The organism is Paenibacillus sabinae T27, assembly GCF_000612505.1.
Classification (GTDB): Bacteria; Bacillota; Bacilli; order Paenibacillales; family Paenibacillaceae; genus Paenibacillus_AQ; species Paenibacillus_AQ sabinae.
In genome coordinates this window covers 3,293,156-3,317,587 of record NZ_CP004078.1, presented here as the reverse complement: position 1 = coordinate 3,317,587, position 24,432 = coordinate 3,293,156, and the positions used below count along the sequence as shown (strand labels likewise).

At 49.7% G+C, this 24,432-nt stretch carries 22 protein-coding genes and 1 pseudogene; 14 read left to right on the top strand and 9 right to left on the bottom strand.

Features of this window, described 5'->3' with window-relative positions; genetic code table 11:
* The first annotated feature begins 348 nt into the window (after nt 1–348).
* Nucleotides 349–1,779: a PTS fructose transporter subunit IIC gene (locus PSAB_RS15255; protein ID WP_025335450.1), complete on the top strand. Its 1,431-nt coding sequence runs from the start codon at nt 349–351 to the stop codon at nt 1,777–1,779.
* Nucleotides 1,776–2,744, top strand: a complete 969-nt coding sequence (locus tag PSAB_RS15250) for a Gfo/Idh/MocA family protein (protein WP_025335449.1) — start codon at nt 1,776–1,778, stop codon at nt 2,742–2,744. The genes PSAB_RS15255 and PSAB_RS15250 overlap by 4 nt, the downstream gene beginning before the upstream one ends.
* A gap of 89 nt (nt 2,745–2,833) precedes the next feature.
* Here the strand turns inward: PSAB_RS15250 and PSAB_RS15245 are convergent, their stop codons facing one another.
* Nucleotides 2,834–3,034, bottom strand: coding sequence for a cysteine-rich CWC family protein (locus PSAB_RS15245; RefSeq protein WP_025335448.1), 201 nt, complete (start codon nt 3,032–3,034; stop codon nt 2,834–2,836).
* 151 nt (nt 3,035–3,185) lie between these two features.
* Between PSAB_RS15245 and PSAB_RS15240 the strand changes: the two genes are divergently transcribed.
* From PSAB_RS15240 to PSAB_RS15230, 3 genes are all read left to right on the top strand, one after another.
* Nucleotides 3,186–4,280 carry a GIY-YIG nuclease family protein gene (locus PSAB_RS15240; RefSeq protein ID WP_051529779.1) on the top strand — a complete coding sequence of 365 codons (1,095 nt, stop codon included), beginning with the start codon at nt 3,186–3,188 and terminating at the stop codon, nt 4,278–4,280.
* Between the two features lie 328 nt (nt 4,281–4,608).
* On the top strand, nt 4,609–6,198 hold the full coding sequence (locus PSAB_RS15235) for a PTS transporter subunit EIIC (protein ID WP_025335446.1): 1,590 nt from the start codon (nt 4,609–4,611) through the stop codon (nt 6,196–6,198).
* A gap of 35 nt (nt 6,199–6,233) precedes the next feature.
* On the top strand, nt 6,234–7,082 hold the full coding sequence (locus PSAB_RS15230; RefSeq protein WP_025335445.1) for a PRD domain-containing protein: 849 nt from the start codon (nt 6,234–6,236) through the stop codon (nt 7,080–7,082).
* A gap of 81 nt (nt 7,083–7,163) precedes the next feature.
* On the opposite strand, the gene PSAB_RS26645 is transcribed toward PSAB_RS15230, so the two are convergent.
* Complete coding sequence (locus tag PSAB_RS26645; RefSeq protein ID WP_476739333.1) at nt 7,164–7,445, bottom strand: YczF family membrane protein; 282 nt, start codon at nt 7,443–7,445, stop codon at nt 7,164–7,166.
* Between PSAB_RS26645 and PSAB_RS25495 the strand changes: the two are divergent.
* The 4 genes and pseudogenes from PSAB_RS25495 to PSAB_RS15210 all read left to right on the top strand — a co-directional run.
* Nucleotides 7,446–7,541 (top strand): annotated as a pseudogene (locus PSAB_RS25495) (hypothetical protein); the annotation flags it as partial.
* Between the two features lie 337 nt (nt 7,542–7,878).
* On the top strand, nt 7,879–9,345 hold the full coding sequence (locus tag PSAB_RS15220) for a glycoside hydrolase family 68 protein (RefSeq protein ID WP_025335443.1): 1,467 nt from the start codon (nt 7,879–7,881) through the stop codon (nt 9,343–9,345).
* 430 nt (nt 9,346–9,775) lie between these two features.
* A complete protein-coding gene (locus PSAB_RS15215) occupies nt 9,776–11,233 on the top strand; it encodes a glycoside hydrolase family 68 protein (RefSeq protein WP_025335442.1) in 1,458 nt (485 codons plus the stop codon).
* A 34-nt stretch (nt 11,234–11,267) separates the two neighbouring features.
* Entirely contained in the window at nt 11,268–12,893 is a 1,626-nt protein-coding gene (locus PSAB_RS15210; RefSeq protein WP_084266531.1) for a glycoside hydrolase family 32 protein, read from the top strand.
* Between the two features lie 79 nt (nt 12,894–12,972).
* Here the strand turns inward: PSAB_RS15210 and PSAB_RS25810 are convergent, their stop codons facing one another.
* Nucleotides 12,973–13,146: a hypothetical protein gene (locus tag PSAB_RS25810; RefSeq protein WP_158442596.1), complete on the bottom strand. Its 174-nt coding sequence runs from the start codon at nt 13,144–13,146 to the stop codon at nt 12,973–12,975.
* 434 nt (nt 13,147–13,580) lie between these two features.
* Between PSAB_RS25810 and PSAB_RS15205 the strand changes: the two genes are divergently transcribed.
* The 3 genes from PSAB_RS15205 (at nt 13,581) to PSAB_RS15195 (ending at nt 17,153) form a co-directional block, all read left to right on the top strand.
* Nucleotides 13,581–15,089 (top strand): nitrogenase component 1, encoded by a 1,509-nt coding sequence (locus tag PSAB_RS15205; protein WP_025335440.1) that lies wholly within the window; start codon nt 13,581–13,583, stop codon nt 15,087–15,089.
* Entirely contained in the window at nt 15,073–16,386 is a 1,314-nt protein-coding gene (locus tag PSAB_RS15200; protein WP_025335439.1) for a nitrogenase component 1, read from the top strand. Before PSAB_RS15205 ends, PSAB_RS15200 begins: the two co-directional genes overlap by 17 nt.
* Before the next feature lie 122 nt (nt 16,387–16,508).
* Nucleotides 16,509–17,153: a flavodoxin family protein gene (locus PSAB_RS15195; protein WP_025335438.1), complete on the top strand. Its 645-nt coding sequence runs from the start codon at nt 16,509–16,511 to the stop codon at nt 17,151–17,153.
* Between the two features lie 26 nt (nt 17,154–17,179).
* On the opposite strand, the gene PSAB_RS15190 is transcribed toward PSAB_RS15195, so the two are convergent.
* From PSAB_RS15190 to PSAB_RS15175, 4 genes are all read right to left on the bottom strand, one after another.
* The gene (locus tag PSAB_RS15190; protein ID WP_025335437.1) at nt 17,180–18,127 is read right to left on the bottom strand and encodes a DMT family transporter; all 948 of its coding nucleotides are present in this window, start codon (nt 18,125–18,127) and stop codon (nt 17,180–17,182) included.
* Entirely contained in the window at nt 18,127–18,978 is an 852-nt protein-coding gene (locus tag PSAB_RS15185) for an AraC family transcriptional regulator (protein ID WP_025335436.1), read from the bottom strand. Before PSAB_RS15185 ends, PSAB_RS15190 begins: the two co-directional genes overlap by 1 nt.
* Before the next feature lie 117 nt (nt 18,979–19,095).
* Nucleotides 19,096–19,692 (bottom strand): TetR/AcrR family transcriptional regulator, encoded by a 597-nt coding sequence (locus tag PSAB_RS15180; RefSeq protein WP_025335435.1) that lies wholly within the window; start codon nt 19,690–19,692, stop codon nt 19,096–19,098.
* A 103-nt stretch (nt 19,693–19,795) separates the two neighbouring features.
* A complete protein-coding gene (locus PSAB_RS15175; RefSeq protein WP_051529778.1) occupies nt 19,796–20,971 on the bottom strand; it encodes a YhgE/Pip domain-containing protein in 1,176 nt (391 codons plus the stop codon).
* Nucleotides 20,972–21,320: 349 nt separating this feature from the next.
* On the opposite strand from PSAB_RS15175, the gene PSAB_RS15170 reads away from it, so the two are divergent.
* Both PSAB_RS15170 and PSAB_RS15165 read left to right on the top strand, forming a co-directional pair.
* The gene (locus tag PSAB_RS15170) at nt 21,321–21,761 is read left to right on the top strand and encodes a MarR family winged helix-turn-helix transcriptional regulator (protein ID WP_025335433.1); all 441 of its coding nucleotides are present in this window, start codon (nt 21,321–21,323) and stop codon (nt 21,759–21,761) included.
* Nucleotides 21,762–21,902: 141 nt separating this feature from the next.
* Entirely contained in the window at nt 21,903–22,796 is an 894-nt protein-coding gene (locus tag PSAB_RS15165) for a (Fe-S)-binding protein (protein WP_226991713.1), read from the top strand.
* Between the two features lie 368 nt (nt 22,797–23,164).
* Here PSAB_RS15165 and PSAB_RS26575 read toward each other — a convergent pair whose 3' ends face one another.
* Together PSAB_RS26575 and PSAB_RS15150 are read right to left on the bottom strand one after the other, a co-directional pair.
* Nucleotides 23,165–23,692 (bottom strand): GNAT family N-acetyltransferase, encoded by a 528-nt coding sequence (locus tag PSAB_RS26575; protein ID WP_420835610.1) that lies wholly within the window; start codon nt 23,690–23,692, stop codon nt 23,165–23,167.
* A 28-nt stretch (nt 23,693–23,720) separates the two neighbouring features.
* Nucleotides 23,721–24,284: an NADPH-dependent FMN reductase gene (locus PSAB_RS15150; RefSeq protein WP_038595952.1), complete on the bottom strand. Its 564-nt coding sequence runs from the start codon at nt 24,282–24,284 to the stop codon at nt 23,721–23,723.
* Nucleotides 24,285–24,432 lie beyond the last annotated feature (148 nt).

The following is a 24,432-nucleotide window of genomic DNA, read 5'->3' as shown; positions in this document are numbered from 1 at the left end:
CAGGAGAATGAAAAAAATCTGGACACAACAGCGATTGGAACAACGGTCCGTTCGCGGAGCGTCCACACCAAGCACTCACGTCGATCCTGCTCTAAACATGAGAGGTGCCCCAAGCAGCCATTTCATGGCTTTTTTTTGGACACCCCCTTGCAAAATTGCTGGTTGACAATCCCAAAGCCGGTGTTATACTGAAGGTGTTCAATATTGCACATAATTTTATAGTATGCACATATGTGCAGATAGAGCAGGGGGATGGTCATACAGCCGAGTAAGGGATGAAAGGAAACAGAGCTTCCAATAATTTCAGTGTTGTAAGCGCTTAATACAAAGTGAATGGGGACGATTAGAATGAAGCTAGTAGCCATTACGTCATGTCCAACCGGCATAGCTCATACCTATATGGCAGCAGAGGCGCTGCAAGTGGCGGCCAAAGCCATGGGACATGAGATCAAGGTGGAGACTCAAGGCTCAGTCGGAGCCGAGAATGTGATTACGGAGAAGGACCTGCGCGAAGCGAACGGCATCATCATTGCGGCCGATACGAAGGTGGATAAGAGCCGTTTTACCGGAAGAACGATCATTGAAGTCCCGGTTAAGGAAGCCATCAGGGACCCTAAGGAGCTGATTAACCGGGCGTTAAGCGCCAAGCCGGAGGCTCCAGCCAAAGTGGACCTGACCGAGCAAGTCAGTCAAATCAAAGCGGAAGAAAAAGAATCGAGAAGCGGAATTTACAAGCATCTGATGACCGGCGTTTCCTTCATGATTCCCTTTGTCGTGGCGGGCGGCCTGCTAATTGCTCTCGGCTTCGCCATCGGCGGCATCTACGTTTTCGACCATCCGGGCTCATTTGGCGAAACGCTGTTCACAACAGGCAAATCGGCATTCGCCTTGATGATTCCGATCCTTGGCGCATATATCGCCTACTCGATTGCCGACAGGCCCGCTCTGGTGCCCGGGATGATCGGCGGCTATTTTGCCAGCACGAACGGGTCGGGCTTCCTTGGCGCTCTGCTCGCCGGCTTTGCCGCGGGGTATCTGGTCATCGCGATCAAGAAATACCTCAAGCTGCCCAAGACGATGCAGGGTCTCATGCCGATTCTGATTATTCCTCTGTTATCCGCTGGCGTGATGGGACTGCTTATGGTCTACGTCGTCGGAGAGCCGGTCGCCTTCGTCAACAAGGCATTGGCTGATTGGTTGAATTCGCTTAATGGTACAAATGCGGCAATACTTGGAATTATTCTTGGATTGATGCAGGCTTTTGACATGGGCGGTCCGGTTAACAAAGCAGCTTACGCGTTCGCCACCTCCACTCTCGTACCGGGTCACGCTTCGCCGATTATGGCGGCTGTTATGGCAGCCGGCATGGTTCCGCCGCTTGGAATCGCGCTGTCGACGGTGCTGGCGAAGAGAAAGTACACGGCTGCGGAAAAAGAAGCGGGGAAAGCCTGCTGGGCCTTGGGCGCATCCTTCATTACCGAAGGCGCCATCCCGTTCGCGGCAACTGATCCACTCCGGGTAATCCCGTCCATCATGGCCGGTTCCGCGGTGGCCGGTGGTCTGTCGATGGCGTTTGGAGCTGGACTTGCCGTTCCGCACGGCGGCGTATGGGTGCTGTTGATTCCGAATGTCGTCACCCAACTGGTACCGTATATCATTGCCATTTTGGCAGGCACAGCGGTTACGGCGGGCATCCTTTCTTTTATCAAGAAACCTGTCAGTGAATACAGCAATACAAAAGTAAATTACGAAAATGTTCAGGGGGAATTGAAATTATGAGTAAGGTGAAATGGGCCATCATCGGCCCGGGCTGGGCAGCATCGGATTTTGTCAAAGCGATCAAAGAGGTAAATGGAAGCGTCTACGCCGTAGCAGGAGTAACACTGGAAGAGGCGCAGGCCTTTGCCGATAAGAATCAAGTGGAAAATGCCTTCGGCAATACCACAGAGATGTTAAAGGACGAAGCGATCGACGTTGTCTACATCTCCACCCCTCACAATCTTCACTACAAGCTGATAATAGAGAGCCTTAAAGCTGGCAAGCATGTGATCAGCGAAAAGGCGATTACCGTGAACAGCGAGCAATTGACCGAAATTATCGCATTGGCTGAAGAGAAGAACCTGGTCGTTGCCGAAGCGATGACGCTGTACTACATGCCTTTGTATAAGAAACTGCGGGAGATTCTGGACTCGGGTCAGCTCGGCAAGCTGAAAATGATTCAGGTATCCTTCGGAAGCTGCAAGGAATACGATGTGAAGAACCGCTTTTTCAGCAAAGATCTTGCCGGGGGCGCGCTTCTCGATATCGGAACCTATGCACTCTCCTTCACGCGGTTCTTCCTGTCTCAGCAGCCGAATGAAGTTCTGACGACAGTGAAAACATTTGAAACCGGTGTGGACGAGCAATCCGGAATCGTTCTGAAGAATGAAGCCGACGAGCTGGCGGTCATCTCGCTGACCATGCGGGCCAAAATGCCGAAGCGCGGTATCGTCGCGGGAGAGCTTGGATTCATTACCGTAGACAACTTCCCAAGAGCGGATAAAGCCACCATTACCTATACGGACGGCAGAGTGGAACAGATTGAAGCCGGAGAGACAGCTAAAGCATTGGAATACGAAGTGGAGGACATGCAGAATTTCATTCAGAGCGGGAAGAATACGGCTACGCTGCATCTGTCCAATGATGTTATGGCCCTTATGACCAATATCCGCAATCAATGGGGAATAAAATATCCTTTCGAGTAATAGGCACAAAAGACCGGGTTTCGGCATACTGCCGGGGCCCGGTTTTTTTGCTGGATGAAGCTTCCAATATCCATGTGTGCAGATGCACACTATCCTCCGTTTCGTTTAAACGCGTCCAGACACTCCTTGCAAATACAGGCTTTACCGATGAATTCCTCCGGCACCCTCTCAAATATCTCCTGCGGAAAAACCTCGCCTGCGCACCAGCAGCCTTCATGGGAGCGCCCGGCCGCGCCCGCGCAGCCATTGCCACGCCCGCAAAGAGGGCAGATTCCCGCTGATTCTATCATAGGCTTGGATGGATCGGTCATGCCCAAACTCCCCTTTGCCAAAAATTTTGCCAAAAATGATTTCCGTCACCGGCCATTTCGGCTACAGTAGACATAGTACCATTCAAATCGGGAGCGCGAAAGACGGGAGCTGCAAGGAGGGATTATTGATATGAAAGAGAAGATTCAGAGCCTTCCCTCATCGCCGGGAGTCTATTTAATGAAGGATTCTCTGGGCGGCATTATTTATGTTGGCAAGTCTAAGAATTTAAAGAAACGCGTGCAGTCGTATTTCTATCAATCCAAATCCCAGCCGAAAAAGATAAAAGCGCTGGTAAGCCACATCAGGGATCTCGAGCATCGGGTCACGGACACCGAGTTTGAAGCTTTTATGCTGGAGTGCAGGTTAATTCAGGAATTGAAGCCGATGTACAATAAAAAAATGAAAAATCCGCTCGCCTACACCTACATTGTCATTAAGGTGAGGGACGGGCTGCGCCGGATCGAAATCGCCGGTGAGCCTGCCGGTAACGACGGCGCGGTTTATTTTGGCCCGTATACCGCCAGCAGGCATTCGGTGGAACGGGTGATTCAGAGCTTTCTGGTATGCTGCCAAATCGCCTGCAGTTCCGCCGGCTTTAACGGCTCTGCCTGCTTGAACCATTCGCTCGGCCTATGCCGGGGGGTGTGCCTCGGAGGGGAGGCCGTAGACGAATACAATGAAATCATCGACCGTTTTATCGCGATGCTGGACGGGAGCGACCGGAGTCTGTACGAAGAGATGCGGGATCGCATGCAGCGGGCTGCCGAGCGGTACGATTTTGAGACAGCGGCCAAATTCAGGGACTGCATCGAAGCATTTGACTACATATTAATGAAGGAAAAAGTGATCGGATTCACCGGGGAAGACCGGAATATCGTCGTCATTGAAGAACTGGATGAGGATCGGATCAAGCTTTTTCTCATCAAGCGCAGCCGCATTTTGTACAGCGAAAGGATTTCTGTTAGGGGCTGTGATACGGCATCGCTGTGCGTGAAAATAAAAACCGCCATTTATAGCTATTTTGGACCGGATACCCGGCTACCCTCCAGCGAAGTGAGCCGCGAAGAGGTCGACGAAGCCCAAATTATTTACAGTTATCTTCAGCGGAGCGATGGCCGATATCTGGTCATTCCTGAGGAATGGCTCGGTTCAGAGAGCTCTGCCGAACTCGACGATGCGCTTGACACCCTTTTGGATAATGCGGGAACCCCCGTTATTCATTAGGTCGATAGTTCTAAACTCTTAACTGGGCGGATATCGATTCTGACTAAGGAATAGTTCCTGTTTTGAGTTGATAAAGGTGGTAATTACTGACCATTGATTTTATATTCCATTATTGTCACAATAGATATACTATAATATATTACGAAATTGTCACTTTTTTTTGGGCGGACCAAGGGCCGAGAAGAGTCAAGTGCGGCCGCATTATAGGGTGCAGGTGCTTGACCTGAAAATAGGTCTTTTTTTTCATGTACAGAAGAAAGTCCTCCGCCGATATAGAATTAGAATGACTTCTTAGATGCTGCACATAAGGAACGGGGAGGAGCTGAAAATGCCAGAAGGCGATATTCAACCGATTCAAGATGGGCGAAAAGTGAAGGATAATCTGAGCCCGGCAAGGGAACTGGCTATGCGCTTGATTGAGCTGTCCGGCGGGCCGGACAATGTGTCGGAAGTAGCTCACTGCACAACCCGGATCCGAATCAGGTTTCGAGACAGCGCCTGCGTGGACGAAGCCGGTCTTGCGGAATTGGAAGAGGTTCAGAACGTGTTCGTTCAGTCCGGACAGCTGCAAATTATTGTCGGACCAGCAGTAGTCTTTAAGGTCCACCGTCAAATAGTCAGTCTTCTTAAGGACTCCGGACCGGAACGGCAGCGGGAAGTGGAGCGCCTGTACGTACCCAGTGAACCGGAGAGCCCTGTTCGCGTCGCGGGTTCTGGCGATACCTTGCTTCTTTCATTACGGGGAGCATGGAAACGGAAAGTCTTGGCGCATCAGGCAAGAGCGGAGTCATCTCCAGAGCTGAAAGACTCGGCAAAAAGGAATTTATTCAGCCGAGTTATGGGAGAGGCCACTTTTTTTTCCGATATTGTTGTGCCGATCATCCCGCTCTTTGTCGCGGTTGGCCTGATGCTGGGCTTGATCAGCATGATACAAGCCTTCGGCTGGGAGTCCCAAGGCAGCACGTGGTTTCGAACGCTATTATTGCTGACCGGCTCGGCCTTTCAAATCATGGCCGTGATGTTCGGCTATCATGCGGCTAAACGGTTTGGGGGAACCCCTGCGCTCGGCGCCGCAGTCGGAATTGTTATGACCCGGCTCGACTTATTACAGCTATCAGGAACCGGCGGAGCAGCGATACAACCTGTGGATTTGACGAGTACCCCGCAGTTCGGTTATCAAGGCACCGTGATTCCGATTATTCTAGCGGTATTGCTGATGACGTTTGTCGAGAAGGGGCTGCGGCGGATCGTTCCGTCATCAGCCACCATGCTGCTGGTCCCCTTTCTCAGCTTTGTCATTGGAGGCGGCCTCGCCGTTCTGGTCATCGGACCCCTTGCGGCGCATATTGGCAACTTTCTTAGCGTCTTGCTGGAAGAGGTGTACCGATGTGGAAGCACGGTGTTTGGGCTGCTTCTTGGCGGGGTCTACGGGGTTATCGTCTTGACCGGACTGCACCACGGCATTCAAGCGATTGAAATCGGGCTGATTTCCAATCCGAACATCGGTGTCAACTTTCTGCTCCCTATCTGGTCGATGGCGAATATCGCTCAGGGAGGAGCCGGACTTGCGGTATATGCCCAAACCCGGGACAAGGATTTGAAAAATATTGCGCTTCCCGCTTCGATCACCGCATTTCTCGGTATTACCGAGCCGATCGCATTCGGCGTCAACTTGAAGCTAGGCCGTCCTTTTCTGGGCGCAGCGGCGGGAGGGGCGGCGGGAGGGGCTTATGTTGCCTTTCATGAGGTGGTTGCCAATTCGTTCGGATTGACCGGGATTCCAATGATTGCCTTTATCATCCCGCCTGGACACATCAATTTCATTCATTATATGGTTGGTTTTCTGCTGGCCACGGGAACGGCTTTTGCGGTCACTTGGTTTCTCGGAGTCGATAAACCTAATCATCAGGAAGAATGATCTAAATACTAATCGTAAAAGCACAGGAGAATATCATGAAAATCAAAAAAATTCTTAACAATAACGCGGTTGTGGTACACGACCAGGGAGAAGAAAAGATTGTCATGGGTTCCGGTATTGCTTTTCAAAAAGGAAAAAATGATATTGTCGATCCGACCCGCATCGAGAAGGTGTTCATTATGGACGATTCGGATCAATACGGTCATCTTCAGGAAATGCTGCGGACACTGCCCGAAGAGGAGATTGCGGTGTCCGAGAGCATCATTTCCTATGCGGAACAGGAGCTTGAAGTAACGTTCAACAAGCATATTCATATCGCGCTGACGGATCATCTCTCGTTTGCTCTGGAAAGGCTCACCAAGGGAATGATCATCCAGAACACGCTTTTGGAGGAAATTCGCATTTTATTTCCGAGAGAGTTCCAAATCGGGCTGCATGCGAAAAAGCTCATCTGGGAGAAGCTGCAGATCGAAATTCCGGAGGACGAGGTAGGGTATATCGCGATGCATATCCATACCGCCTGGGTGAACGCCGGGGCCGGCGGAGCGGACGCCAACATGGCCGCCATGATCCGGGACATTGCCGAAGGAATCGAAAATGCCGCCGGTGTATCGATGAACCGCAGCTCCGCCAACTACGAGCGTCTGGTGAACCAACTGGAGAACATTCTCCAGGCCGATGAGACGGGCAAGCTCCGCAACGAGCTGGACCCGGAAATCGTGCGGATCGCCAAGGAACGCTATGTGCTGGCCTACGAGCAAGCCGGCCGGGTTGCCCGCCAGGTGGACGAGGATTACGGGTATGCCTTTACCGACAGCCAGATGGTGCTTATCGCCATGGAGATCAATCGGGTGGATACCCGGTTGAAAGATATGGTGAATTAAGTTTTAAAAAAACTAACCCAACGCAGCGCTTTGTTAAGCGACTCTGCGTTGGGTTAGTTTTTGTCTTTTTCAGTAAATCTATCAAGTTCGATTTCTGTTCCTTAAAAATTGAATCAACTTAGAGACAAATGGAGAGGTAAAATACGGCACCAAAATCACAAATAGGATGAAGTATTCGATTAAAGACATGGCTTTAAATATTCCGAGCATCTTATGAAGCGAAGTTTTTATTGTTTCGCCCATCCACACATCCATCCAGACATTGAATGTAAACAATGAAAGAGACAATACAGCAAATACACTATATTTTCTCAACGAATGATCCTCCCTTAAGCCTTTGAATACTATAACGTTACCTTCCATCAAGAGATGATTCCGACTCCTCTCCTTATAAGTCTCGCTGGAGGGCGTGAAGATGTACCCTTTCCTTCAATTTATTCCCTTTTCATTCATAACTAACTTTAAATACCATTAAATTATAAATTACTCAAATAAATTATAAATTACTCAAACTAATCAGGAATAATTAGGAATATTTGAGGATAGACTGGGTCGAATTCCCTCCTTTTCTCCTTATCCAAAAAGAGGAAATTTGGTCTATAGTTATTGTGTGTTATAAAATATAAGATTAGTCCAGACAACAAAATATTGTCGGGATTGTTACTGTTAATCAGGCAAGACCTAAAAATCCGTTTGGGGAACGTGCGGCGAATCGCCGGATCATCTCCACTTGGAATTTTTAGGTCTTTTTCTGTTGATCAGGAACAAAAATTTGAAACGGAAAAGGAGAGAAAGAATGAACATCCAAAAGTTTGTGAAGACAGCGGCAACAGTAACTTTGACAACAGCATTGCTGGCAGGTGGCGGAACTTCGGTTTTGGCCAAGGCTAAGGACAGTGCGGATTACAAAGAAACATATGATTTTTCCCACATCACACGCTTTGACATGCTGAAAATTCCTGAACAGCAGACGAGCGAACAGTTCAAAGTGCCAGCGTTCGATGCATCCACCATCAAGAACATCGCTTCGGCAAAAGGTTATGATAAATACGGCAACCTGATCGACCTGGACGTGTGGGACAGCTGGCCGCTGCAAAATGCCGACGGCACCGTAGCGAATTATCATGGCTACCAGATTGTGTTTGCATTGGCAGGGAGCCCGAAGGACGGAAACGACACCTCGATCTACATATTCTATAAAAAAGCCGGCGAGCAATCGATCGATAGCTGGAAGAACGCAGGCCGTGTATTTAAAGACAGCGATAAATTCGCCGCCAATGATCCGATCCTCAAGTATCAGACTCAAGAGTGGTCCGGTTCCGCGACATTGACCCCTGAGGGTGAAGTACGCTTGTTCTATACGGATTTCTCGGGCGCGCCGGAAGATGGCGGAACGGGTTATAGCAAACAAACGATTACAACGGCACAAGTCAACCTGTCGCAGCCGGATGGGGCTACGCTGAAAGTGGAAGGCGTTGAAGATCATAAATCCATCTTTGACGGCGACGGAACAACATATCAAAATGTTCAGCAGTTTATTGAGGAAGGAGCCTATGCTTCGGGTGACAACCATACGCTTAGAGATCCTCACTATGTAGAAGACAACGGTCATAAATACCTCGTATTCGAGTCCAATACCGGCACAGAAACGGGTTACCAGGGTGAAGAAGCATTCAACAATCAGGTTTTCTTTGGCGGTAATAAAAAATTCTTTGAGGCGGAAAGAGAAAGACTGCTTCAAAGCCCTAAAAAGCATGACGCTACGCTGGCGAACGGCGCACTTGGCATCATCGAATTGAATGACGATTACACGCTGAAAACAGTCATGAAGCCGCTGATCGCGTCCAATACCGTAACGGATGAAATCGAACGGGCCAACGTATTCAAGCTGAATAACAAATGGTATCTGTTCACGGATTCCAGAGGCTCCAAAATGACCATTGACGGAATCGGCGCCGAGGATATTTATATGCTGGGCTTTGTGTCCGACTCTCTGACGGGACCTTACAAGCCATTGAACGACACCGGACTTGTCCTGCACCTGGATCTCGATCCCGCTGATGTTACCTTTACGTACTCTCACTTTGCGGTTCCGCAGGCCGACGGAAACAACGTGGTGATTACCAGCTATATTACCAATCGCGGCTTCTATCCGGAGCATCGTTCCTCCTTCGCGCCAAGCTTCCTGATGAACATCAAGGGATCCAAAACCTCGGTTGTCAAAGACAGCATCCTGGAACAAGGACAATTGACGATCAACTAACGTCAGCGAAAAAGTTCAATGCCCACATCCATATAGGCCTATTGACCTATATGGATTGGGTTTGGCGATGAAGGGTAGATTTGGGATTGTATTGAAGTGATGGAAGCCGATGAAAGGCCATATTTAAACGAACTTCATCGTTTTGAAACTGTGAAATAGTTACAAATTTTTTAGGTATTGTTGTGGATGGACTGGGCCTAACCTCCGTCTTCCCCCTTTTTCAAAACGGGAGTTTTGGTCTATAGTCAGACCGCAGAACAAAAATATACAATAACCGTGTCAACAAAATATTACAGGTTTGTTACTGTTTAAGCAGGCAAGACCTAAAAGTCCGTTGGGGACGTGCGGCCAAGCGCCGGATCTTCTCCATTAGGAATTTTTAGGTCTTTTTCTGTTTGTTCAGGAACAAAACAAAAAAAGGAGATCGAGCATGAACATCAAAAAGTTTGTGAAGCAAGCGACAGCAGTAACCTTTACGACAGCTTTACTGGCAGGTGGAGGAACTTCGGTTTTTGCGCAAGGGAAAGATAGCGTGGTTTACAAAGAAGATTACGGCATTTCCCACATCACACGTTTTGATATGCTGAAAATTCCTGGGCAGCAAAATAGCGAGCAATTCAAAGTACCGCAATTCGACGCATCCAAGATTAAAAACATCGCTTCCGCAAAAGGCTATGATCAATTCGGAAACCTGATCGATCTGGACGTATGGGACAGCTGGCCGCTGCAAAACGCAGATGGCACAGTAGCGGATTACAAAGGCTACGATGTGGTATTTGCCCTGGCGGGTGACCCGAAAAGAGGCTGGGATACATTTATCTACCTGTTCTACAAAAAGAAAGGTGACAACTCCATTGATGCCTGGAAGAGCGCCGGCCGCGTATTCAAGGACAGCGACAAATACGTTCCTAACGATCCGATCCTGAACAATCAAGCTGAAGAGTGGTCTGGTTCCGCAACCTTGACTAAAGATGGCAAAGTACGCTTGTTCTACACCAACCGTCAAGGCTGGGATCCGGAGCATGGATTCTTTGGCAAGCAAACTCTGACAACGGCTCAAATCAATGTGTCGCAGCCGGATGCCGATACGCTGAAGGTGAACGGCGTGGAAGATCTCAAATCGATCTTTGACGGCGACGGAAAAATTTATCAAAATGTTAACCAGTCTTTTGGCGGCGGAGACTATTCCGATAACCATACACTGAGAGATCCTCACTATGTTGAGGATAATGGCCACAAATACCTTGTATTCGAATCCAATACCGGCACAGACGTGGGCTACCAAGGTGAAGATTCTTTCTTTAACAAAGCCTACTATGGCGGAAGCAATAAATTCTTTGAAAATGAGAAGGATAAGCTGCTGGTAAGCCCTAAGAAACAGCTGGCCGAATTGGCGAACGGTTCGCTGGGTATCATCGAATTGAACGATGACTACACCTTGAAAACAGTCATGAAGCCGCTGATCGCATCCAATCTTGTTACCGATGAAATTGAACGTGCGAATGTATTTGAAAAGAATGGCAAATGGTATTTGTTCACGGATTCCCGCGGCGCTAAAATGACCATTGACGGAATCGGCGCTGAAGATGTTTTCATGCTGGGTTATGTAGCGGATTCTTTGACTGGTCCTTACAAACCGCTTAACGGCAGCGGCCTTGTCCTGAGCATGGATCTTGATCCGAAAGACGTTACTTGGTCTTACTCCCACTTTGCCGTTCCGCAAGCTGACAGTGATAATGTGGTCATCACAAGCTACATGACGAACAGAGGTCTCTATGAGGATCACAAGTCCACCTTTGCTCCAAGCTTCGTGGTAAACATTAAAGGCTCCAAAACTTCGGTTGTCAAAGACAGCATCCTTGAACAAGGACAATTGACAATCAAGTAACAACAGGTTAGACGTTATAATTAAAGAAAAGAAAATGTCGATGTTACATTGGCATTTTCTTTTTTTTCATAAGCGGGGTGTATCTTTGAACAACAAGAAAACATGGATACGGCGATTTGTAATATGGGTTGTTTTTTTAGCCGCTTTGGCCGGGGGACCTTTAATTGCTAATTATCCCAAGGACAGCAAGGAGAAGACTAGTGTGAATGAAGAAACTCCTCTTGCTCCTCAACAGCCAACCTACCGGGCGAGCTATCATTTCACAACTCCCGACAAATGGATGAACGACCCGCAGCGGCCGATTTATTTCGATGGCAAATATCATTACTATTATCTCTACAATAAGGACTACCCGAAAGGCAACGGCACGGAGTGGCGGCACGCGACCTCCACGGACTTGGTACATTGGCAGGATGAAGGTGTGGCCATTCCAAAATATACGAATCAAAACGGCGATCCGTGGTCAGGCTCGGTCGTCGTCGATACAGACAATACGGCAGGCTTCGGCAATGGGGCGCTTGTGGCACTTGTAACCCAGCCTTCCGCGGATGGAGGGAAGCAGGAACAATATTTATGGTACAGCACCAATAGTGGAAAAACATTCAGCTCCTACAGCAGCAAGCCTGTGCTGCCCAATCCGGGGACTCATGATTTCCGCGATCCCAAGATCATCTGGGAGGATCAGTCCAGGAAATGGATCATGACGATGGCGGAAGGAAGCAAAGTGGGCTTTTACGAGTCCTCCAATTTGAAAGATTGGCGTTACATCAGCGGTTTTAATACAGAAAATATCGGGCTTGTGGAATGCCCTGACCTATATTTGATGCGGGCGGATGACGGGAGCTATAGGTGGATACTCGGGGTTAGCGCCAACGGGAAGCCGGCGGGGAAACCGAATACCTATGCTTATTGGACCGGAGACTTTAACGGTAAGGAATTTGTCCCGGACCGCAAGGAACCGCAGTGGCTCGATTACGGCTTTGACTGGTATGCGGCGGTTACGTTTGAAGAGGGGCCTGGCGAAGACAAGCTCAGCCACCGTTACGCGCTGGGCTGGATGAATAATTGGGACTACCCTAACAACACGCCGACGCTTAAGGAAGGATTTAACGGAACGGATTCGATCGTCCGTCAAATCAAGCTGAAGCAGGCCGGTGATACGTATACCCTCGTCTCGCAGCCGGTTCAAGCTTTGGAGCAATTGCCCCATGCAGCAAGATCCTATCCTAAGCTCGAGGTTGACGGCACAAGAACGCTTGATGTAGCCGGGGATTCGTATCAGCTGGACGCGGACATCTCATGGTCGGAGCTGAAGAATGTCGGTTTAAGACTCCGTGAATCCGCCGATAAGCAGCGCCATGTCGATGTGGGCGTTTTTGCGGAAGGCGGCTACACCTATGTCAACCGGGCCTTTACCGGTCAGCCCGACAAGAGCGGAGCCTATTTGGAGAGCAGGGCGCCCTTTAATTCCGGCAGCAAAAAGGTTCACTTAAAGATCCTCGTCGATAAAACAAGCATCGAAGTCTTTGTGGATGACGGAGCGGTTGTCTATTCAAGCGTCATCTTTCCTGATTTGAATGATAAGGGGATCACCCTGTTCACCGATGGCGGCAAGGCGGTCTTTGACAATTTGGTGATCCGGCAATATGGTCAAAATTAATGATCCTTATGCATGACACAATGAAGCACCGACCAGCGCTCTTCCCGAGACGCGCCGGCCGGTGCTTCGCTTTTTTTCATTAATATTCAAAGCTATCCGGCTGATCCATGGACTCCACCAGTTTCTTTTCTTGCTCCAGTTCGCTGCCGGATTTCATATGCAAGCCCCGGTCGCCGGCATTTTGTTCTTCAGGGTCCAGCGCTGTCCGGTTAAATTCCTTTTGCTCATTCAGTTCCTGTTCTTCTTCGCTCATGGTATACCTCCTTCTTCTGAAGCGGTCTGAAATACCGGGCCTTGGAAGATGCGTTTGGCTTCGGACCCCTCTACATTGTTAACCAATACGAACCCGCTTAAGCTTGAAAACTTCGTGAAACCCTGAACTTCTTTCCGTTTTTTTCTTGACGGATACCCAAATAATGTTATACTAGTAAAAACATAAATACTATTATATTAGTAGGAATAATAAGATTTACTTTTTGTACATAGCAAATTCCCCGGTTCCCCACGATTCCCTGGATAATACAGCGGGTACGATTGCCCTCCCATGATCCGGACGACTCTCCATGACTTTCTCATAACCGTATTCCTTGTCCGATTTTGCTTTTTATTCTACCTGGCAACAGCCAAATAATGGTGTGCGCCTAAGGAGTGAATGATATCCATTTAAGTTAGAAGGAGGTTTTTATTTTGGCCATTCATTTAAATCTCTCACAGGCAACCATCAGGGAAAAAAGACTGAAATCCATTGTAGGGTATCAAGGAACGATTAAGGATTTGGCGGAACAGTCCCAATCCGGCTGCCTCAAGAACGCAACCAGAGGATTCAGCCAGGCGACCAATTGCAACTCCGGCTGCGCGCAGGGGTATCTGTCCACGATCACGGATGCGGCAATCGTCAATCATGGGCCGATCGGCTGTGCGGGTGACGTAGCGGGCGCAAACGCGGGATTTCAATGGGGGCAGAGTATCAGAGACTGGAACCAGAGAAACGTTCGAATCATCAATACCAATATGTCGGAAAAGGCTGTCGTATTCGGCGGAGACCAGATTCTGAAAGAAGGCATCCTGAAAGCCTATGAACGATTTAAACCGAAAGCGATCTTTGTCACGACATCCTGCGCTTCGGGCATTATCGGAGACGATATCGAAAGCACGATAAAAAAAGCGGAAGCGGAGATCGGCATTCCCGTGGTTCCCGTATTTTGCGAAGGCTTCCGGTCACAGATCTGGGCGTCCGGATTCGATGCGGCATTTCATGCTCTGCTTACGCGAATTGTCAAACCGGCCGAGAAGAAGCGCCCCGAGCTTGTTAACGTCATCAATTTTGCGGGCAGTGGACGGGCTGTCATTACCGAGATTTTCGGGCGTTTGGGGCTGGTGCCTCAGTTCGGAATACCCTACAGCAACATAGAGGAAATCTCCAGATGGTCGGAAGCCGCGGCTACAATCAGTATTTGCGGCACGCTCGGCAGTTATATGGGGAATGGCCTGGAGCAGAATTTTGGCGTCCCTTATGTAACGGCGCTGCAGCCGCACGGGATTTCCGGATTTGACGACTGGCTCACCAAGCTTGGAGAGACAGTGGGCAAGGAGAAAGAAGTTGAAGAGTATCTTGCGGAACAAAAGGTGCTTGCGGCGCCTGAATTGGAAGAGATCAAGTTTAAGCTGAAAGGCAAAAAAGTGGTCGTCGGCATGGGGCCGAGCTTCGCGCATAACTATATCCGGTTTCTCGAGGATCTAGGCATGGAAGTAGTATGGGGATTCTCCTGGCATTACGATGCCAAGCATGATCATGGCGGATGCCCTTCCTGCACAGTGGAACTGACCAAGACAGACAAAGATATCCCGGTCAGCGTCAGCGATCAGCAGAATCACGAGGTCATTAATTTGTTGTCAAAGGTCAAGCCGGATATTTTTATCGGAAGACATCCCGGAATGTCCGTCTGGGCTACAAAGATGGGGATTCCCGCCATCATGGTCAGCGATGAATACAGCGCCTTCGGCTATCAGGGAACGATCGAGTTCGGACATCGCATTATCGATGCGCTGACCAACAACAGCCTTGCCGTGAATCTGTCCAAACGGATCAATCTACCCTATACCGAGTGGTGGCTGGAGCAGGACCCGTTCAGTTTCCAGGAGCAAAAAAATAAAAAAAGAGAAAGTGAGAACAAGAAAAATGTCGCTGTGCGTTGAGCAAATTAGACATGTGTGCACACTCGGTGCATTTGAATCGGTACTGGCCATCAAAAGAGCGGTGCCCATCGTTCATGCCGGACCGGGCTGCGTAGCGAAGCTGTGGACGACACTCGGAAGCCAGAACGGCCATCAGGGCTCGGGCTATGTCGGGGGACATGCGATTCCCTGCACCAATGCTTCGGAAAAAGAAGTGGTGTTCGGCGGTACAGATAAGCTGCGCAAAGTGATCACCAATACCTTTGACGTCATCGATGGCGATTTATTCGTTGTACTCACGGGCTGTACTTCCGATATCATCGGGGATGATGTGGGCGAGATTACAAGAAAATTTCAGGCTCAGGGCAAACCGATCGTATATGTGGAAACCGGCGGGTTCAAGGGAAGCAATCTGATCGGCCATGAACTGGTTCTTGGCGCCATTATCGATCAGCATTTGCAGCCGCAGGAGGTTGAACCGGGACTGGTCAATATCTGGTCATCTGTCCCTTATCAGAATACCTTTTGGTCAGGCGATATCGAGCAGCTGAACATACTCATCTCTTCGCTCGGGCTGAAACCGAATGTGGTCTTCGGACCGGACAGCAGCGTGGACGCCATCAATGACATACCCAAGGCGCAGTATAATCTGGTGATCTCCCCATGGGTGGGACTCCGGACGGCCGAGCAGCTGAAAAATAAATTCGGCACACCGTTTCTGCACTATCCGGCGCTTCCGATCGGTCCGACCGAAACCTCCAAGTTCCTGAGAACGGTAGGCGAATTCGCCGGGATTGATCCTGCGGTCGTAGAGAATGTGATCCGCAAGCATGAGGACCGGTATTTCTACTATTTGGAAAGAGCGGCCGACACGCTGCTGGAGACGAGACTGCTTCCTAGACGCTTCATTACGGTGGCGGACAGTCTGTATGCGCTGGGAATCGCAAGATTTTTGACCAATGACATGGGACTCATTCCGGAGAAGCAGTTCATCACCGATGATACGCCGAATGATTATCAAAGCGGCGTAGCCGCTGAATTTGAACAATTCACCAGCGGCATCGTTGCGGAAACGGTATTTTCCAATGACGGAGGCTATGTTGAGGAAGAAATCCGTAAATTAAAAATCAGAAGCCGCCCGCTCATTCTGGGCAGCTCCTGGGAACGGGTGGTTGCAAGAGACCTGAACGCCTATCAGTTATCGGTTTCCGCGCCGATCGGCAATGAGCTGGTGCTGAGCAAATCGTACGTAGGCTACAATGGAGCCTTACAGCTGGTTGAAGATATCTATTCCGTCGTCTTGAATGATTTCATGTGAAAATAAGCTCAAAGGTTCGTATAATTGTTCTTAGGAGCGATTTGCGAACCTTTTTTCGTTCGGGATCGCAGGCACTGCGGAAAGGGTTCTGAACTTACATGAACTTTAGGAGTGAAAAAAAGATGAAAGTTATTGCTGTCAACGGCAGTCCGAGAACAAACCGCAATACGGCGACGCTGCTTCAGGAAGCGCTGCAAGGGGCACAGTCCCAGGGAGCGGACACGAAGCTGGTGCATTTATACAATCTGGATTACAAGGGATGCGCAAGCTGCTTGTCCTGTAAAAGAAAGGGAAGCCGGCTGGAAGGACTATGTGCCATGAAGGATGATTTGAAAGAAGTACTCCAGGAAATTCTGGAATCGGACGTCCTCCTGCTGGGCTCCCCCATCTTTTTCGGCAATGTTACCGGAGAAATGAGAAGCTTCCTGGAGCGGCTGCTCTTCCCAAATCTGTCTTACAACGAAGGAGAGAGATCCACTTTTAAGGGCAGGATGAACTCAGGCTTTATCTACACCATGAATGTTACGGAAGAACGGGCCAAGGAGATGAAATACGAGGCGGTATTCCAGGGCAACCGGAATTTACTACACATCCTCGGCGGGGATTCGGAGATTCTGCTCTCCTGCGACACGTATCAATTTGCCGATTATTCCAAGTATGAAGCTTCCAGATTCGACGCCGAGCAGAAGGCCAGGGTCAGAGAAGAACAGTTTCCCGTTGACCGCAAAAAGGCGTTTGAACTCGGCGCCCGTCTGGCTGCCGTATGAAGTGACCGTTGATTTGCCGCACATCTTTACTTTGTTTCCATTGAACTTTGCGTGCTTCGTATCGTCTTTCGCAGTTCTCTCCTTCTAATCAAGCCATGCTTCCGCTCGGAAATATAAGAGCCGATCAGCGTCAGGAAGGCTCCCGCCAAAGTTGCTGAGGTGATCGGTTCATGCAGAAAGAGGGCGGAGGCAGCTACGGAAATGACAGGCACCATATAAATGTAGACGCTTGTTGTTACCACTCCCAGGATGCTTACGGCACGGTTCCAGGTTACAAAGCATACGGCGGAGGCGCCAACAGCCAAGTATAACAGGTTCGCGAGATTCAAAAGGTTGTAGAACCGGTCCAGGTTTGGATGGAAGCCGTCCACCCCTATTACAGGCAGCATGAACAGGAGTCCATAAAAAAATACTTTGCGGGTGGCGCCGATATTGTGATGGTTCAGCCCGCTTATTTTTCTCATCAGTACGGAATACACCGCCCAGACAGCCGGAGCCAAAAAGGCCAACAGATCCCCTACAGGGTTCAAGTCCAGATTAAGGCTTCCGTTGAAGCCGATAAGAACGATTCCAGTCAGCGCAAGCGCAAAGCCGATCATAAATGGGGCAGTTAATTTTTCGCCCTCCAGGAAGAAATGAGCCATCACCGCCGTGAAAAAGGGAGCAATCGACACAATCACCCCAACGTGGGAGGCAAGCGTAAGGTTAAGGGCAATATTTTCAATTAAAAAATATAAGGCGACGCCGCAAAGTCCCGCCGAGATAAACAGCCATTCTTCTTTAAAAGTCTTCGTCCGGACCGGACGGGGATAAAGCAGGAACAATACAACATAGCCGATAAGAAACCGGAACAACAAAATTTCGAAGGGAGTAAAATCAGTCAGCAGTATTTTTGTCGAGATAAAGGTCGTTCCCCAGATTAAAATCGTTACGATCGAGAGCAGATGTCCGGCAGTTCCTTTGTGCTGATCCATCATACCCGGATTTCCTTAGACGGTTTCGGTTCCGCCTCCTGAACGAAGATTCGCATATATTGCTTGGGGGTTAGGCCGATGAGCTTTTTGAAGAAATTAGTAAAATGGCTCTGGTCGCTAAATCCGGTTCGATAGGCGACTTCGATCGGAGGAAGTCCTTGTTCCAGCAGCTTTTTCGCATGGTTAATCCGTATGGTCCCCAGGTAGCTGTAAGGCGTGATGCCTTTTGCCCGTGTGAAGGAGCGCAGCAAATGGTACTTGCTAATTCCTGTCAACTCGCTTAAATGATCCAGGGTAATGCTTTGCGTATAGTTGGATTCTATGTATTCGCATACCGTTTGTATTTCCGAAGTCCATTCGGGAGAGGGGGGCTGCTCGCTTGCATTCGAATATTCTCTCAGCAGCTGCTCCAGCAGAAGCAGGAACGATTCTTCCTTCGGGAATCCGGATTGCCGCTCCAGTATCATCAGATGAAGCTCGCGAAGGAGGGGGGCCAGCTCGCTGCGGTACAGCACGTGCTTCGCGAAGCGGGGCAAAGCATCCGTTCCCGTCACTTCCAGCGCAAATGCGCGCATAACCTCCGGTTGAATATTGATGCTGCGATAGTCGAGTGTCCGTCCATCTATTTGTTCGCAGGCATGGGGATCATGCGGGTTAAAGATTACCACATCGCCGCTGTTAACGATATACTCCGTATTGTTGCATATCAGCCGCCGCTGGCCTTGTTCAATAAAGCCAATGACATAATAGTCATGAAAATGATTGGGAAACTTCTGCATAATCCCTTCAAAACGGTACGCTTCCAGCTTTAAGTCTGCATCGTAGCGGACTGCCCGAATCTCGCGAGTCATGTGAGCACCTTCTTTTCCAATTCGATCTGCAGCCATTATATATTGGGCCGAACGGGAATTCTTGAATAATATTGCGGTATGCGTACCTGTTGAAGCGACGGCGGCGGACTGTAATGCTTAGCTTTGTTCCTTGTAACCGATGGCTTGAAAAATAAACGTTGTCAAATCCTCCAAAATCGAATCCGGATCTTCCTCCTGATTGTCCAGCAGCTGCTTGAAATAATACGTCTTGTTATGGAATAGAATACTGCCAAGCACGCTGATAAACGTATGATCGAGAGACCGGAAATGAAACACGCCCTGCTCGCGGCCCAGCTTCAGCCAATCCCGGAGCAGTATCCAGATCGGCATCGTCAATTCTTGAATTTTGTTCATCCGGGGGGACTGCAAGACGATCTCCTGCTGCAGCAGACTGATAATTTCCGGCTCGCGCCGCCGGTACGCGGTGATTTCCCGTATCAGTAGTTTGAGGCCCGAGACGGGGTCCAATCGCGTTATTTGATCTCCTTCCAAGACATCGCGCGGAAAATACTCCTTGAACAAGGCTTCGAACACTTTATCTTTTCCGCCAAAATAATACGAGACGAGCGATACATTCGCGCCCGCCTCTTCGCATATTTGCCTTACGGTCGTAGCGTTGAAGCCCTGCTGCGCGAACAGCTTCTTCGCAGCCTGCAAAATGCGCAGCTTCACGTCATTTTCTTCTGAGCCCATGCTTTTCCATTACCCCTTTGTTCCTTCGTCTGCATCTTTATTATAAGTGGGGCGAGCAGGAGTTTTCCAGTAAGGTCAGAGGCATGTGCCGGATTAATCAGCTTTAGGATTCGGGTAGTGTATTGGAACGAGTCTGACCTGCGGACGCAGCGGCCGTATTAGACGCCGGTTCCCTGCGCAAAGCGGTCATCCCGATCATCACGAGCGCCATCACACCCGCAATGATGAATAGCGCTGCCGCATCGCCTCCGATCCCGGGCCCGCCGAACAGCAGATTCATTAAGCCTTCCACCGCGTAAGTGGCCGGGAGCACGCTGCCGAGATTCAAGTAGAAGCTGGACAGCATCTCACGCGGCATCATTGCGCCGGAGGACACGAGCTGTACAGACAGCAGCGCAATGTTGATCAGCATGCCTGCTGTGCCGAGCAGCACTAAAAGTGACTGAGCGACGATCATGAATGTGAGCACGAACAATGTCTGGTAGCCCCACAAGGCCCAAAATCCCTGTTCAACCTGTCCGCCAAGCAGCATGACGAGGGATGTTCCGACCAGCGAAACGATAATCGCCGCTGGAATCGTAATGGCGATGCGGGCGCCGAGCCGTTGCCAGCGTCCTGTACGGGCAGAGATTGCCGTCATCGACAATTCAAGGTTCTGGGCCATAATCATCGCTCCAACAAACGAGGCGAGAACCATCATCATTGGCACCATCTGATTGTTGGTTCCGTCAACGATGTTCACCGACTGAATATCGGATATGACCCGCTCGGACAACGGTACCGACATGGCTGCAGCTTTCTCCGCCGGCATCCCCTGAGACAGCACGGTCTGGGCGCTGGCCGCGATTGCCTGTTTATTCGCTGCTGCCGTCACCTGGGAAGCGATGGAGGTCATGATGCTCTTGATCATCGCAGGATTGGATTCGTTCACGACATATTGAATAGATGCTTTACTGTCCCGTTCTGCCACAAGTGAAGTGAATTCGGCGGGTATATGCACTATCATCTGAATGTCGCGGTCTTCCAGCCGCTCCCGCGCGGACGCCATATCCGCCGCCGTCTCCACATGGACGGGCAGCCCCGCCGACAGCTGCTTCGCAATAACGGCCCCGCTTTGCGCATCCTCATTTACGACCGCGATGCTCAGTTTGTTAACCCGGTCCGACATACCCTCATAACCTGTCATCCAGATGATGGAGAAGAGCAGCTGAAAGAGCAGCGCAACAGCTATGCCAATAATCGTCGTCTTCATTTTCAGTAATTCCCTGACTGTGTTCATCAAGCAGTCACTCCTTTAAAACAAATGATTTAAACAATTGTTTTAATTGTTTGTTTGAATTATAAAACGTGAAATCCTTGCTGTCAACCAAATAAGAAAAGGGTATTCTTATCCGCAGTTTGTCTGCGAATGAAGCTGCGGGAGCTTCAATTTTTTATGCTTCGATTATTACGATTGATGATGATTCTCCGCGTACTCATAGGTCATCCGCTGATCACTGGTTGGCCTTTTTGCTGTCCGCTTTATGGCGGGTGCCTATGCGGTGTGTGAGAAAGCGCACGGACAAACATCATGAAATTTGAAATAGTGTAGATACACGATAAGTCAAAAGGAGAGCTATTCGACAATCATGAACAACACGTCATCAGAGAACAAAGCATCATCAGTCTGCAACTGCATCAATTTACGCCGGGCTTCGCTGGTTATTACGGAACTGTATGATCGGTATCTTGCACCCAGTGGGCTGAATAACAGCCAATTTACACTCTTGCGGCACATTGATCGGATGGGCCCGGTAAGTGTCAGTGATGTGGCACTGAAGATGCGGCTCGACCGGACAACACTTGTACGCAATTTGAAAGCTTTGGAGGAACGAGGTTATGTTCAGGATACGTCAGCCAAGGGAAGCCGGAGCCGCCAATTGACTTTGACGGAGAGCGGGAAAGCGGTGCATGCGGCTGCGGGACAATTGTGGGATGAAGTGCAAAGCTTTGTGGAGCAATCGCTGGGTAAAGAGGATTTGGCAGCACTAACGGTTCTGTTATCTAAAGTGGAGCATCTTGCGCCTTGATGTACTGCGGTGATCTGTAAGGTGCTGCCGATTCATAGTGATTTGTATTTTACTAATAGATTGTTATGCGTTCCTTTCGTGTATATACACGAATGGGGGCGTGACTGTTGCGATAACTAGATATTCCGGGAGGGAGAGAATATGGAAATGGAAAAGGACATGGATACAAAAGAGGCGGGGGGACGTATCAAGCAATTAATCGTAGAGGATGTAAAGTCTTATGTACGTGAGAACCAAGGGAACTTTTCCGAAGAATTGCAAGCCCCTTATTACGAGGAGCCGATTATTCAATTCGCATCAGCGGACGATCCCTTGTTTGAGGAATATAAGACGCTTATCGGTCCTGACCATGCTACGCCGCGAGAAGTCTTGGAGCGGTCATTTGGCCCTGGCAGTTATGAGGGAGGCTCGGTGATCAGCGTGGTGCTGCCCATCAGCGAGGTCATTCGCCGGGCCAATCGGGCGCAGAAGGATGGGCCTTCTCGGGAGTGGGCGCTGCTTCGTACATTCGGGGATGAGAATTTTGTGACTGCGATTCGCAGGCATTTAACGGGTTACCTGAGCAGCCTTGGTTACCGGGCGGTCGCCCCGTTGGATACCGACTGGTACAGCATTCAGGGTACGGCTTCGGGGCCGGTATCCAATTGGTCTGAACGCCATGTCGCTTACGCCGCGGGCCTTGGCAGCTTCAGTATCAATGACGGCTTCATCTCAGAAAAGGGGATTGCGATCCGCTTGTTCTCCGTTGTGACCAACCTGCAGGCGGCTCCGGATGTCAGAACAGCATCAAACCATGCGGGGAATTGCTTGCTTTACAGCAAAGGGATTTGCGGCGTCTGCATCACCCGCTGCCCGGTGCAGGCCATCAGCAAAGAGGGGCATGACAAAATCGCCTGCATGAAATTTGTTTATGGGCAAGCCTCCCGGGACTTTGCAATGGCAAACGGCGGAGATGCCAAATCGGGAGCCGGCTGCGGTCTGTGCCAAACCAAGGTGCCTTGTGAGAGCAGAAATCCGATGCGGACTGCGCGGTGAGAATAGTATATACACTAGAGAATCCGGTTGGAGAGTTCATTAGGGCGATGTAAAGCGGGTCGAACATGGCAGCCGGCGATCCTCGAAAGATAGCGCGGGAATTCATCCACTTCGGCTTGCTGCGAATGAGGCCTAGACAGCGATTCTTACAGTGCCATCAGAGAATCGCTGCTGTCCAGGCTGGCTGAATTAGATTCCCAGAAAGAATTGGCCTACTAGACCGATGACGATAATGTTATACGGGTAGTTGAGTCCTTGACTGAAGTGGAAGAAATGTTGCTGGTGTCGAAATCCGAGGCGAACGAGAAAAAAGCTCCAGCAGCTTGCGCTGCGGGAGCTGGGTATGACGGTGAATTTTACGATTGCGATTATTTGTGGAGCACATCCCAGTATTCTGAATAATGCTCGAATCTTCCTTTGGCAAAAGGGCATAAAGGGAGAATCTTGATTCCGTTTTCCCTCGCATACACTACCATGGCGTCGACCAGCTTGTCGCCAAGTCCCTGCCCCCGGTAGGCATGGTCGACCAGCGTGTGATCGATGATGTAAAGCTCCGGGCTCGAAGTTACATACGTCATTTCTGCTGCGATTGCGTCCTGATCCCGGATAAGGAATCTTTTGTGGGCTAGATCATGTTCAACAACAGGTATATTCAATTCCTCGTTCTTTATTGGACTCTCCCCTTCCAGAAGTTGATAGGTTAGCGCTTTGCTTGGACATTTGTCAATATGCCGGGCAATTTCCTCCGCCGTGGCGGCATCGGGATCAACCCAGGGGCGCTTGCTTAAATTAAAAACCGAAGGAAACCCCTTAACGCAAACCCCCGAATGAATGCAAATCTCCGAATTAAACATGACATTGATATTTTTTCCGTAGTATACTTTGGGTTCGCTCATCGATGCTTCATACCCTTCATTTTAGTATTCACTTGAAATAAAGAATCCATTGTTCAAAAGCGGTCAGGAATTTTTCGATATGCCGGAGAGTGGCTTCGTCTTCCAGTTCTCCGGTCGTTTGATTCAGTTTCTCGTGAACGCTGCCGATGAGAATTTTCGGACCCGGCATGGTATAAGCGTTCATGGCAAGCAGGGTCTGTCTGACCTGTGCCTGGGATTGCGCCGTTCCCCCGCCGCCCGGAGTGGCTCCGGCAATCGCAAAGGGCTTCTCAATCAGCACGGAGCTTTTGACCGGACGCGAAGCCCAGTCCAAAGCGTTCTTTAACACGCCCGGGATTCCCGAGTTGTATTCGGGGGTGACAATCAGCACGCCGTCCGCCTGCCGGATTCTTTCTTTAAATTCAGTCACCGAGGGGGGATCACCCTGACTCTCCGTGTCCGCGTTGTACAACGGAATACCCGACAGATCGGTATGATGAATCTCCCAATGCTCGGGCGCAAGCTTTTCCATAGCCTTTAACACTCTTCGATTAAAAGAACCTTCCCGAAGACTTCCGCAAATGACGGTGATCGTGAGTTTATGTTCGCTCATCCTTGCGCTCCTCTGCTTGGTTTGGTTGAAGCGGTTGATCGTGTCGAATTTTAGAACATACATGATATGAATATACCCTGGCTACGGGGCGGTTAAAACAGGGTTAATGACATATTTGAAACCGAATACTTAGTCGTAAAAGCGTCCC

Bases quoted from the DNA above. Each gene is read 5' to 3' on its own strand.
- PSAB_RS15180 (WP_025335435.1), bottom strand. From the start codon at position 19,692: ATGGGCTCAGAAGAAAATGACGTGAAGCTGCGCATTTTGCAGGCTGCG.
- PSAB_RS15250 (WP_025335449.1), top strand. From the start codon at position 1,776: ATGAGTAAGGTGAAATGGGCCATCATCGGCCCGGGCTGGGCAGCATCG.
- PSAB_RS15165 (WP_226991713.1), top strand. From the start codon at position 21,903: ATGGAAATGGAAAAGGACATGGATACAAAAGAGGCGGGGGGACGTATC.
- PSAB_RS15200 (WP_025335439.1), top strand. From the start codon at position 15,073: ATGTCGCTGTGCGTTGAGCAAATTAGACATGTGTGCACACTCGGTGCA.
- PSAB_RS15240 (WP_051529779.1), top strand. From the start codon at position 3,186: ATGAAAGAGAAGATTCAGAGCCTTCCCTCATCGCCGGGAGTCTATTTA.
- PSAB_RS15220 (WP_025335443.1), top strand. From the start codon at position 7,879: ATGAACATCCAAAAGTTTGTGAAGACAGCGGCAACAGTAACTTTGACA.
- PSAB_RS26645 (WP_476739333.1), bottom strand. From the start codon at position 7,445: ATGGAAGGTAACGTTATAGTATTCAAAGGCTTAAGGGAGGATCATTCG.
- PSAB_RS15235 (WP_025335446.1), top strand. From the start codon at position 4,609: ATGCCAGAAGGCGATATTCAACCGATTCAAGATGGGCGAAAAGTGAAG.
- PSAB_RS15245 (WP_025335448.1), bottom strand. From the start codon at position 3,034: ATGATAGAATCAGCGGGAATCTGCCCTCTTTGCGGGCGTGGCAATGGC.
- PSAB_RS15185 (WP_025335436.1), bottom strand. From the start codon at position 18,978: ATGACTCGCGAGATTCGGGCAGTCCGCTACGATGCAGACTTAAAGCTG.
- PSAB_RS15255 (WP_025335450.1), top strand. From the start codon at position 349: ATGAAGCTAGTAGCCATTACGTCATGTCCAACCGGCATAGCTCATACC.
- PSAB_RS15170 (WP_025335433.1), top strand. From the start codon at position 21,321: ATGAACAACACGTCATCAGAGAACAAAGCATCATCAGTCTGCAACTGC.
- PSAB_RS15210 (WP_084266531.1), top strand. From the start codon at position 11,268: ATGTCGATGTTACATTGGCATTTTCTTTTTTTTCATAAGCGGGGTGTA.
- PSAB_RS15195 (WP_025335438.1), top strand. From the start codon at position 16,509: ATGAAAGTTATTGCTGTCAACGGCAGTCCGAGAACAAACCGCAATACG.
- PSAB_RS15150 (WP_038595952.1), bottom strand. From the start codon at position 24,284: ATGAGCGAACATAAACTCACGATCACCGTCATTTGCGGAAGTCTTCGG.
- PSAB_RS15230 (WP_025335445.1), top strand. From the start codon at position 6,234: ATGAAAATCAAAAAAATTCTTAACAATAACGCGGTTGTGGTACACGAC.
- PSAB_RS15175 (WP_051529778.1), bottom strand. From the start codon at position 20,971: ATGAACACAGTCAGGGAATTACTGAAAATGAAGACGACGATTATTGGC.
- PSAB_RS15215 (WP_025335442.1), top strand. From the start codon at position 9,776: ATGAACATCAAAAAGTTTGTGAAGCAAGCGACAGCAGTAACCTTTACG.
- PSAB_RS26575 (WP_420835610.1), bottom strand. From the start codon at position 23,692: ATGAGCGAACCCAAAGTATACTACGGAAAAAATATCAATGTCATGTTT.
- PSAB_RS15190 (WP_025335437.1), bottom strand. From the start codon at position 18,127: ATGGATCAGCACAAAGGAACTGCCGGACATCTGCTCTCGATCGTAACG.
- PSAB_RS25810 (WP_158442596.1), bottom strand. From the start codon at position 13,146: ATGAGCGAAGAAGAACAGGAACTGAATGAGCAAAAGGAATTTAACCGG.